Origin of the sequence: Tissierella praeacuta (assembly GCF_040396155.1) — a bacterium.
Lineage (GTDB): Bacteria > Bacillota > Clostridia > Tissierellales > Tissierellaceae > Tissierella > Tissierella praeacuta_A.
The window spans coordinates 22,524-34,218 of sequence record NZ_JBEBOY010000034.1 but is presented as its reverse complement, the minus strand read 5'-3'; the positions used below and the strand labels follow the sequence as shown (position 1 = coordinate 34,218).

Annotated in this window: 10 protein-coding genes and 2 tRNA genes; 11 read left to right on the top strand and 1 reads right to left on the bottom strand. The window is 30.3% G+C overall.

Annotated elements, in window-relative coordinates:
- Positions 1-243 precede the first annotated feature (243 nt).
- Positions 244-330 (bottom strand) — tRNA-Leu (locus ABWP20_RS14260).
- A 127-nt stretch (positions 331-457) separates the two neighbouring features.
- On the opposite strand from ABWP20_RS14260, the gene polA reads away from it, so the two are divergent.
- The 11 genes from polA (at position 458) to rsxA (ending at position 11,688) form a co-directional block, all read left to right on the top strand.
- Positions 458-3,130, top strand: a complete 2,673-nt coding sequence (gene polA / locus ABWP20_RS14255; protein ID WP_353096666.1) for a DNA polymerase I — start codon at positions 458-460, stop codon at positions 3,128-3,130.
- Complete coding sequence (coaE, locus tag ABWP20_RS14250; protein WP_353096665.1) at positions 3,117-3,734, top strand: dephospho-CoA kinase; 618 nt, start codon at positions 3,117-3,119, stop codon at positions 3,732-3,734. Before polA ends, coaE begins: the two co-directional genes overlap by 14 nt.
- A gap of 18 nt (positions 3,735-3,752) precedes the next feature.
- A complete protein-coding gene (locus ABWP20_RS14245) occupies positions 3,753-4,403 on the top strand; it encodes a lytic transglycosylase domain-containing protein (protein WP_353096664.1) in 651 nt (216 codons plus the stop codon).
- A 15-nt stretch (positions 4,404-4,418) separates the two neighbouring features.
- A complete protein-coding gene (locus ABWP20_RS14240; RefSeq protein WP_353096663.1) occupies positions 4,419-6,152 on the top strand; it encodes a peptide ABC transporter substrate-binding protein in 1,734 nt (577 codons plus the stop codon).
- A 118-nt stretch (positions 6,153-6,270) separates the two neighbouring features.
- A tRNA-Leu gene (locus ABWP20_RS14235) sits at positions 6,271-6,357 on the top strand.
- A gap of 148 nt (positions 6,358-6,505) precedes the next feature.
- Positions 6,506-7,024, top strand: a complete 519-nt coding sequence (locus ABWP20_RS14230; RefSeq protein WP_353096661.1) for an adenine phosphoribosyltransferase — start codon at positions 6,506-6,508, stop codon at positions 7,022-7,024.
- A 544-nt stretch (positions 7,025-7,568) separates the two neighbouring features.
- Positions 7,569-8,897 (top strand): electron transport complex subunit RsxC, encoded by a 1,329-nt coding sequence (gene rsxC, locus ABWP20_RS14225; protein WP_353096659.1) that lies wholly within the window; start codon positions 7,569-7,571, stop codon positions 8,895-8,897.
- 18 nt (positions 8,898-8,915) lie between these two features.
- Complete coding sequence (locus ABWP20_RS14220; protein WP_353096658.1) at positions 8,916-9,926, top strand: RnfABCDGE type electron transport complex subunit D; 1,011 nt, start codon at positions 8,916-8,918, stop codon at positions 9,924-9,926.
- Positions 9,927-10,472, top strand: coding sequence for an RnfABCDGE type electron transport complex subunit G (locus ABWP20_RS14215; RefSeq protein WP_353096657.1), 546 nt, complete (start codon positions 9,927-9,929; stop codon positions 10,470-10,472). It abuts the gene before it with no gap.
- Positions 10,473-10,492: 20 nt separating this feature from the next.
- Positions 10,493-11,098: an electron transport complex subunit RsxE gene (rsxE, locus tag ABWP20_RS14210; RefSeq protein ID WP_353096656.1), complete on the top strand. Its 606-nt coding sequence runs from the start codon at positions 10,493-10,495 to the stop codon at positions 11,096-11,098.
- Between the two features lie 17 nt (positions 11,099-11,115).
- Positions 11,116-11,688, top strand: a complete 573-nt coding sequence (gene rsxA / locus ABWP20_RS14205) for an electron transport complex subunit RsxA (RefSeq protein WP_353096655.1) — start codon at positions 11,116-11,118, stop codon at positions 11,686-11,688.
- The last annotated feature ends 7 nt before the right edge of the window (positions 11,689-11,695 follow it).

Below are 11,695 nucleotides of genomic sequence, written 5' to 3'. Positions count from 1 at the left end.
GGTTTTGGTGATAGAAATTTCATTTTTATATCACCATGAATAATTCAGGGTAAAGAAAGTTTTCTACAGTATTAAGGGGTTAAAGTAAATAAATAATTGAAAAGTATAAATATAAGTTTAACTGAACGAGACTATTAAAATCTTATTTTTTCATGTAAAACTGTAATTATCAAATATAATATTGCTAAAATAAAAAAAGATAGGATGTTATTTCCTATCTTTTACTGTTCGTGCGAGTAATAATGGTGCCGGTGGCCGGATTCGAACCGGCACGGTGTCGCCACCGGTGGATTTTGAGTCCACTACGTCTGCCAATTCCATCACACCGGCAAAACTCTTACAAGGAATATAATAACATAGAATTAATAATTAATCAATATTTTTATTTCCATTTTGTTTACTCAAATGGTCTTTTAAGATATACTAGAAGGTATGGAGTGTAGAATGGAGTGATATAATGGATAAAAAAAAGTTGATGATTATAGATGGGAGTTCTTTGTTACATAGAGCATTTTATGCTCTTCCTCTATTATCTACTAAAGAGGGTATATATACAAATGGTATATATGGATTTTTAACTATGTTATATAAAGTACAAGATGAAAAGAAACCAGATTATATTTGTGTAGCTTTTGATAAAAAGGGGCCTACTTTTAGACATGAACAGTATGATAAATATAAAGCTCATAGACAATCAACGCCTTCAGAATTAGCACAACAATTCCCAATTATAAGGGAAATCCTTGATGCTATGAAGGTTCGTTATTTAGAATTAACTGGTTTTGAAGCTGATGATATTGCAGGTACATTAGCAAAAATGGGAGAAGAAAATTCCTTAGATGTTACTTTAGTTACTGGAGATAAAGATTATCTTCAATTGGCAACAGATAATACTAAAGTTTTAATAACAAGAAAAGGAATTACTGAATTAGAAGAGTTTGATAGGAATATAATAATAGAGAAATATGGGATTACTCCAGAACAACTTATAGATTTAAAGGGACTAATGGGAGATCAATCCGATAATATTCCAGGAGTACCAGGAATTGGAGAAAAAACTGGATTAAAATTATTAAAGGAATATAGTACAATTGAAAATATCTATGAAAATATAGATAATATTAGTGGTAAGAAACTAAAAGAGAATTTAATAGAGAATAAGCATCTTGCCTTTTTAAGTAGGAAACTTGGTGAAATCATGGTTAATATACCTATGGATATAAGTCTTGAGGAATTTAAAATTGAAGATCCTGATTGGGAAGAGTTAAAGAAACTTTATAGAGAATTAGAGTTTAATAGTTTACTGGGAAAGATTTCTGATGCTACTGTAGAAGACAATGAAGAATCAAGTGTTAGTTTAGAGTATAATCTTATAGAAAAAGAGAATTATAATAGTTTAATTGATGCTATTAAAAAAGAGGGAAAGTTCGGATTTAAATTTATTATATCTGATAGTAACTATATTGAAGACGAAATAATAGCAGTAGGTATCAAAACAAATGAAACTCAAACTAATATTATCTATTTACAAGAAGATAGAGAAAGATTTGTTGATAGTTTTAAATCTGTTTTTGAAGATAAAACTATTGAGAAAATAGGTCATAATTTAAAATCAGATATAGTAATACTATCAAGATTAGGGATTAGAGTAGATAATATTACTTTTGATTCTATGATAGCTCAGTATTTAATTAATCCAGCCCAGTCTTCATATTCCATAAATGATATTAGAAGGGAATATTTATATAGTAATGGTATTGATGAAGAAACATTATTGGGAAAAGGTAAGAATAAAAAAAGTTTTAGTGATTTAAGCAAAGAAGAAATTGGAAGTTACCTTTCCTTTACATTAGATACCATATTAAGCGTAGAGTCTAAGATGAAAGAAATCATCAAAGAACAAGAAATGTTAGACCTTTATTATAATGTGGAGCTGCCATTGGTAGAAGTTCTAGGGAGTATGGAATACTACGGATTTAAAATAGATGTAGAAGAATTAAAGAAGCTTGGACATGAATATGATGATGAAATAAATTCACTAACATCTGAAATATATGATTTAGCAGGTACGGAATTTAATATTAATTCGCCTAAACAATTAGGAGAAATCTTATTTGATAAGTTATCTTTGCCAGTTATTAAAAAAACTAAAACAGGATATTCTACAGATGCAGAAGTCCTAGATAAGTTAAAGGATCAACACCCTGTTATTGATAAAGTTCTTAGATATAGGCAAATTGTAAAATTAAAATCAACTTATATAGACGGACTTTTAAACTTAATTAATAAAGATACTAATAGGATTCATTCTAGCTTTAATCAGACTATAACCACTACTGGAAGAATAAGTAGTACAGAGCCAAACCTACAGAACATCCCTATTAGAACAGATGATGGGAGAAAGATTAGAAAAGCTTTTATTGCAGAAAACAAGGATTATGTTCTTGTAGATGCAGATTATTCTCAAATTGAATTGAGAGTATTAGCTCATATATCTAAAGACCCTAAGTTAATAGAAGCTTTTATAAATAATGAGGATATTCATAGAAAAACAGCATCAGAAGTATTTGATGTATCAAAAGAAGATGTGACTCCTATAATGAGGAGCAGGGCAAAGGCAGTAAACTTTGGAATAGTATATGGGATTTCTGATTATGGATTATCTAGAGATTTAGATATTTCAAGAAAGGAAGCTAAAGAATATATCGATAATTATTTAAAAAATTATAAGATGGTTAAAGAATATATGAAAGATATAGTTGAAGAAGGTAAGGAAAAAGGTTATGTAGAGACTATTCTTCATAGGAGAAGATATATTCCGGAGTTAAAAGCAAAGAATTTTAACATTAAATCTTTTGGTGAACGAATAGCTATGAATACACCTATACAAGGTTCTGCAGCGGACATAATAAAGATGGCTATGGTTAAGGTATATAATGAACTAAAGGAAAGGAATCTAAAATCAAGACTAATACTTCAGATTCATGACGAATTAATAATTGAGACAGAAAAAGATGAAATTGAAGAAGTGAAAAATATGATGAAGGATATAATGGAAAATTCAATAAAATTAAATGTGCCTCTTACAGTAGATTTAGAAATAGGTGATAGTTGGTATGATACAAAATAGTCGTATATTAATTGGGCTGACAGGTGGAATATCTACTGGGAAGTCCACTGTTTCTAATATTATTATTGAAAAAGGGTATCCATTAATTGATGCTGATAAAATTGCTAGGAAAGTTGTTGAAATAGATAAACCAGCATATATAAAAATAATGAAAGAATTTGGAGAGAATATATTATTAGAAGATAAATCTATAGATAGAAAAGCATTAGGAAATATTGTATTTAATAATAAAGAAAGACTAGAAAGATTAAATAACATTGTACATCCATATATATTTGAATATATAAAGCTTCAGATAGATAGATTATCTTTGAATAATCCCATTATATTTTTAGACATCCCTTTACTGTTTGAACAGTATGATTTATGGAAAAGGTTTAATATTAAATTTGATGAAATCTGGTTAGTATATCTTGATTCAGATACTCAGATGGAGAGATTAATGAAAAGAGATGGAATATCAAAAGAAGAGGCATTAAGTAGAATGAAATCTCAAATGGATATAAACTATAAAAGAACAAGGTCTTCCAAGATAATTGATAATAGCGGAGATGTTGAATATTTAAAGATACAAATAGATAAATTATTAAGTGAATTAATCTAATCTTGGAGGGATTATTTATTGCTTAAAATTATAAAGAAAATCAAAAAAATAATTATATTTTTTATTGTTATATTTTTAATCGTTACTATGGGACTTGTTTTTGTAACCATAGGGTATCCAATAGGATATAAAAATTTTATAGTAAAGTATTCTAATGAATATAAATTAGATCCATATTTGGTGGCATCAATAATCAATGCTGAAAGTAAGTATGATAAAGATGCAATGTCTCCAAAAGAAGCTAGAGGATTAATGCAGATATCTCCATCTACTGGAAAATGGGCCAGTGAAGTTTTAAAAATAGAAAATTATAACGAAAATATGTTGTTTGAACCTGAAATAAATATAAGAATTGGTACTTGGTATCTTAGTACATTATTTAAAGAATTTGATAATGATATAGATTTGGTTTTAGCCGCGTATAATGCAGGAAGCGGAAAAGTAAGAGGATGGTTAAATGACGAGGAATACAGTTATGATAAAAGTACTTTGTTAATAATTCCTTATAAAGAGACAGAAGATTATCTTGTAAGAGTAAAGAAAAGCTATAAGGTATATAGTACAGTATATAGAAAATATATAATGAATCCCAGTGATAAAGATTCTTTTTATGTAGATATATTGAATAATATTAGAAAAATTATGAAGGAAATAATAAAAAGCATATGATAAGGTGGAATAAAAATGAAATGTAAAAAATACTTATCTCTAATTTTAATAATCGTAATAATGATTACAGTTACAAGCTGTGGACAAAGTGATTTAGCTACAGTAAATAATACTAAGGACGAAGATACGGGAAAAACTGTTGAATATAAACCTGAGGAAGGGGGACAGATAGTTGTTCCTTTAACTAGTCTGAACACATTAAATCCATTAATCACAGAAAATAGTAATTATCATTTTCTATCTAAGTTAATTTTTGAAGGTTTATTTGAGTTTGATAATAATTTAAATATAACTAATCAATTAGCTGAATCCTATAATATAGGAGATAATGGGAGGACTATTGAAATTAAGTTAAAAGATAATGTTTTTTGGCATGATGGTGAAAGATTTGAACCAGAGGATGTAGTTTTTACAGTAAATACTATAAAATACGCTAGTGCCGATAGTACATACAAGCAAATGTTTGCAACTGCTATGGGTTCCAATATATTATCAGATGCTAGAAGGATAATGGATGTAAAAGTTACAGGTAATAATAGTATAGCAATTACCTTTGATAAAGTATTTAGCAATAATCTAGAAGTGCTGACCTTTCCTATAATACCAAAGCATATTTTTACTTCTGGCAAAGGAGGTAATTATTTTGCTAAGGCATTAGAAGTAGATAACTATAAACCAATAGGAACAGGTCCATTTAAATTTGAAAGTTATGAAAATATGAAAGAAATAAGATTGTCTGCCAATGATAAGTATAGAGATGGTAAACCATATATTAACGAGATACTAGGTAGAGTATTAGAAAATGAAGAGGATATTTTAACTGCCTTTGAAACGGGACAGATAAATATAGCTACAACTGTTGATGTTGACTGGGATAAATATAGCCAGAATAGTAGAATTAAAGCATTAGAGTTTGTATCAGCAAATTATGAATTTTTAGGATTCAATTTTAGAAAGGAATTATTTTCTGGAGAAAATGGAGAAGGGCTAAGACGTGCCATTGCATATGGAATAGATAGACAGTCTATTATTCAGAAACTATATTTAGGACACGGAACCCAAACAGATGTACCAATTCATCCGGATTCTTGGTTATCATCTGAAAAAGCGAATACCTTTGGCTATAATTTAGATTTAGCAAAGGAAGAGTTAAGAAAGATAGGATGGAAAGATATTGATGGTGATGGATTATTAGAAGATGAAAATGGACAAAAAATTTCACTTAAAATTTTAACTAACTCCTATAATTTAATGAGGTTTAGAACTGCAGAAATGATAAAGGATGATTTAAAGAAAATAGGTATTAATGTTAGTATTTATCCAGAAAATAAAAAACAAGATGATATTACAGCGGAAGACATTAAGAATCAATGGGCAGAAGTAAATCAGCTTATAAATGGAGGAGACTATGATATAGCTATTCTTGGGTGGCAATTATCTGTAATCCCTGATTTATCCTTTGCTTTTCATAGTTCTCAAATTCCATATAAGACAAACTTTATTAAATATTCTAATGAGAATATGGACAGATTGCTTCAGAATTCTCTCCTAGTGGCATCTAGGGAAGAAAAAGCTAAGGCATATGATGAATTGCAAGGCCTTATAGTTCAAGATTTACCATATGTAAGTCTATTTTTCAAAAATAAGGCATTATTAATTGATAGTAAAATAATGGGTGAGCTTGAACCAACATTCTTCAATCCATATAAAGGGATAGAAAAGTGCTATATACCTAAGGAGTTACAATAAATTTATATTGTAAAAATACTGCATATGTAGTAAAATATATTGGTAATTTAATTGCAGGGGTGGTGTAATTGGTAGACACTATTCACCAACAAATTCCCTGAGTTAGGCTTTTAGATAAGCGAGTATGCTGGAACTGGCAGACAGGCATGTTTGAGGGGCATGTATCAGTAGTGATGTGTGGGTTCGATTCCCACTACTCGCACCAAAAAGTAATCAATATATGGATGAAATAAAAGCAAATACTACTTTTACTAAGTATTTGCTTTTTTATTAAAACAAAAAATAATAGAAAAATTTAATAAATGTGATAAACTAATATAGTAAATATATTAATATTATATGGAGGGGTTTGTTTGGAGCTTAAATCTAAGATAAGAGTAATTGAAGATTTTCCAGAGCAGGGTATTAGCTTTAAAGATATAACAACTTTATTGAAAAATGGAAATGCTCTTAAAGAAGTAGTAGATAGCATAGTAAAGGATTTAAGAGGAAAAGAGATAGATTATATAGCTGGACCAGAAGCTAGAGGTTTTCTACTGGGTACAGCAGTTGCTTATGCTTTAGGTGTTGGATTTATTCCTATTAGAAAACCAGGTAAATTACCAGGAAAAGTTGCTAGTTGTGAATATGAATTAGAATATGGTAAGAACACTCTCGAAATGCATCTTGATGCAATTGAAAAAGGTAAAAAGGTTGCAATAGTAGATGATCTTTTAGCTACAGGAGGTACAGTTTTATCTGTAGTTAATTTAATAGAATCTATTGGTGGAGAAATAGTGGCGTTAGAGTTTTTGATTGAGCTAGAATCTTTAAAAGGAAGAGATAAACTAGAAAAATATCATATAAATTCATTAGTGAAATATGATATATAGAGTAGTTTAGATTATATGTGACAAGCTTAAACTTAAAAAATTCAGATTACTATGATAACTAAGTAATAAGATTTTGAAATTTTAATTAAATTATGATACTGAGTATCTATATATGAAATAAATATAAATTTTTTGTAACAATTACAAGATATGTGAGAGACATCCAAAAATTGACAAATATTAAACGATTTTAAACCTAGTAAAGTTGATGTAATTTTAATTAATTTAAAATTATTAGAGGATTAAGAACATGTATGTAAGAATTGTGACTGTAACATGTTCTTTCATTATGCTTGTAACTGTGATAAAGTTATATCTTGATAAAATTATAAATATTATATATAAATAAAGTAGAAACAGCATAAAAAATTACAAAAAAATTAACAATGATTGTATAGTTATTGACAGTCTTTTACAGCAAGCCTTTGTGTACAATACAAGTGTTTAGTGTTATAATATAAGGGGTCCTACTAGTCTAAATGAGTTTTGGGACCTAAATATTTGATATAAATATTATAAAATATTAATAGAGAGGTGGAAGCGTATGAAACTTGACAATCTCACTTTTAAAGGTGGTGTACATGTACCACACAGCAAAGAGTTGACAGAAAAAGAAGTTCTAGAACATGCAAAAGAACCAACTATAGTATATATACCATTACATCAGCATACAGGAGCACCTTGTGAACCTATAGTTAATGTTGGAGATAGGGTTAAAGTGGGGCAAAAAATAGGTGAATCTAAGGCTTTTGTGTCTGCTTATGTTCACTCTAGTGTTGCAGGTACTGTAAAAAGCATAACAAGTATAACTACACCTACAGGAATAAAATCAACCTGTGTAGTTATTGAGTCAGATGGTACTAATGAGGTAGATGAAACAAATAAACCTAAGGGAGAGTTGGACAAACTTTCTTCTAAGGAGATAATTGAAATCATCAAAGATGCAGGCATAACAGGTATGGGTGGAGCAGGATTTCCTACTCATGTAAAATTATCACCACCGCCTGAGAAAAAAATTGATACTGTTGTTATAAATGGTGCAGAATGTGAACCGTTTTTAACTTCAGACCATAGGTTAATGCTAGAAATGCCAGAAAAAATCATATTTGGATTAAAGGCAATAATGAAAGCACTAAATGTGGAAAAAGGATTTATTGGAATTGAAGATAATAAGATGGATGCTGTAGATGCCCTAAAATCAGTAATCAAAAATGGAGACAATATAGAAATAGTTACTTTAAAAGCTAAATATCCTCAAGGAGATGAAAAAAGGCTTATTAATGCCGCAACAGGTAGACAAGTACCTTCTGGAGGACTACCAATGGATGTTGGATGTGTAGTAAACAATGTAAGTACAGCTAAAGCTATAGCTGAAGCAATCTTAGAGGGTAAACCTTTATATGAAAGAGTTGTAACTGTTACAGGAAATGGTGTTAAAAAACCTAAAAACCTTATAGTGAAAATAGGTACACCTTTTCAAGAAGTAATAGAACAAGCTGGTGGATTTAATGGGGTACCAGGTAAAGTAATTATGGGTGGTCCTATGATGGGGTTAAGCCAATTCTCTACAGAGGTACCAGTAATTAAAGGTTCAGGAGGAATTCTCGTTCTTACTGAAAAAGAAGCTGAGGTTCCAAAAGCTTCCCCATGTATAAAATGTGGCAAATGTATAGAAGCCTGTCCGGTACATTTACAGCCATTATTTATTTCTGCTTATGCCCTTAAAAAGGATTTTGAAGGTGCTGAAAAATATGGAGCTTTAGATTGTGTTGAATGTGGATCATGTTCTTTCATATGTCCTGCAAAAAGGCCATTAGTAGAATCCATAAGATTTGCAAAGAGAGAAGTCCTTTCTAAAAGGAAAAAATCATAGAAGTTAGGAGGAAATTTAATGGAAGGTAAAGTGATAAATACTGCAAATACAGATTCATCAATTCCAGAGATGTTAATAGTATCTTCTTCTCCTCATATCAGGTCTAATGAATCTGTTAAGAGAATAATGTTAGATGTAATAATAGCATTAATACCAGCTATTATTGGCTCAGTTTATTTCTTTGGGCTTAATGCGTTAAAACTAATATTGATATCTGTAGCATCAGCTGTATTCTTTGAGGCAGCAATACAAAAATTATTTAAAAAGGAAATTACTATAAATGATTATAGTGCAATAATAACAGGTATTTTAATAGCATTTAACTTACCAGCTAATGCACCTTGGTGGGTTCCAGTATTTGGTTCTGGATTTGCTATTATTATTGTAAAACAATGTTTTGGAGGAATAGGGTGTAACTTTATGAATCCAGCATTAGCAGCAAGAGCTGTATTACTTGCATCATGGCCAGAAATTATGTCAAACTTTGTATTGCCAGGTGCAGATGCTGTAACTGGTGCAACACCATTAGCAATTATGAAATTTGGAGGTGCAGATGCCGGTGCTTCTGCTACAGTAGCTCAAGCTGGTACAGGAATGCCATCACTAATGAATATGTTCATTGGAAATATAGGTGGAGCAATTGGAGAAACCTCAGCATTATTATTGCTTATAGGTGCATTGTATTTAATAATTAGAAAAGTTATAAATTGGAAGATTCCTGTTATATATATAGGTACAACAGCTATACTTTTACTAGTATTAGGTGTTGAGGCAAATCAACTTATGTATCATATTTTAGGTGGCGGACTAATACTAGGGGCTTTTTTTATGGCTACAGACTATTCAACTACCCCTGTTACACCTCTTGGCCAAATAATCTTTGGATTAGGTGCTGGAATTTTAACTGCTCTTATTAGAGTAAAAGGTGGATTCCCTGAAGGTGTTTCATATTCTATTTTATTAATGAATGTTGCAAGTCCATTAATAGAGAAATTTACCGCACCAAAAATATTTGGGAGGGCGAAATAGATGAAAGAAACTATAAAATTGGGATTAATTCTATTTATTATTACAGCAATATCTGCTGGAGTCTTAGCTATGTCAAATAATTTAACTAAGGGGAAGATTGCCGAATTAGAAATGGCAGGAAGTATGGAAGCTTTAAAAGAAATATTTGGTGAAGAGACTACATTTAAACCTTTAGATGAAGGGAAATTTAAAGAAATAAAGGAAAGTAATGAAGCAGTTGTAGAAATATTTGAAGCGTATAACGGTGAAGAAATAAATGGATATGCTATAAAAATGATATCTAAAGGATTTGGTGGAGACCTTGTTACATTAACTGGTTTTTCAATAGATGGAAATGTAAAAGGTATGAGATTAGTGGAACACTCTGAGACAAAGGGACTAGGCTCAAAGGCTGCTGAACCAGAATTTTATGATAAATTTGTAGATAAGAGTGTAACAGAAGAAATAGCTGTTGAAGCTATATCAGGAGCAACTGTAACTTCTAAGGGAGTAATGGCTGGTGTAAACGCAGCTAGAGAAGTATTTAATACACAACTTTCAAATTAATGTAAGTGGAGGTGGAAAGAGTGAAATTATATAAAGTGTTCAAGAATGGTCTTATTAACGATAATCCTATATTTGTACAATTAATAGGTATGTGTTCGACATTGGCTGTTACCACTAGTGTTCAAAATAGTTTGGCTATGGGACTTGCAGTAGTAGCAGTATTGGTAGGTTCAAACTTAGTAATATCTTTGCTTAGAAATGTAATACCAAATAAAATTCGTATTCCTGCATTTGTTGTAGTAATAGCAACCTTCGTTACTATAATTGAAATGTTTATGAAGGCTTATGCTCAGCCTATTTATCAATCATTGGGTATATTCCTTCCATTAATAGTAGTAAACTGTATAATTCTTGCTCGTGCAGAGGCTTTTGCATTTAAAAATGGTATTATACCTTCAATTGTAGATGGTCTTGGAATGGGTCTTGGCTATACTATTGCACTTGTTATATTAGGAGGTATAAGGGAGATCTTCGGTGCTGGAACTTTTTTAGGAAAGTCATTATTCGGTGCAAGCTTTCAGCCTGCTGGAATTTTAGTAGCACCAGCAGGAGCATTCATTGTACTTGGACTATTAATAGGTGTTTTCAATGTGGTTAGAAGGAAAAAAGCTTCTAGCGAAAATTAAAGAAGGAGGAAGGCTAAATGAGTATAGCAGCAATATTGATTAGTACAATTTTTGTAAATAACTTTGTATTAGCTCAATTCCTAGGTATTTGTCCATTTCTTGGGGTATCAAATAAAATGGAAACTGCAACAGGGATGGGCGTTGCTGTAACATTTGTAGTTACATTATCATCTATAATTACTTATTTTATACAAAAAGGAATTTTAGATGTATTTGGACTTGAATATTTACAAACAATTGTTTTTATATTAGTTATAGCAGCATTAGTTCAATTTGTTGAATTAGTAATTAAAAAAATGAGTCCTACATTATACAATGCATTAGGTGTTTATTTACCATTAATTACTACAAACTGTGTAGTATTAGGTGTTGCAATATTAAATATAAAAGAGGGATATAATTTAGTTCAAACTATTTTTAATTCTATAGGAGCTTCTATTGGTTTTACTTTAGCTTTAATACTTATATCAGGTATTAGAGAGAAACTTGAATTAGCAGATGTTCCTGAAGCTTTGAAAGGTTTCCCTATTGCGTTAATAACTGCAGGATTAATGTCCATAGCCTTTTTAGGCTTTAACGGACTTGTTTAGGAGGGAT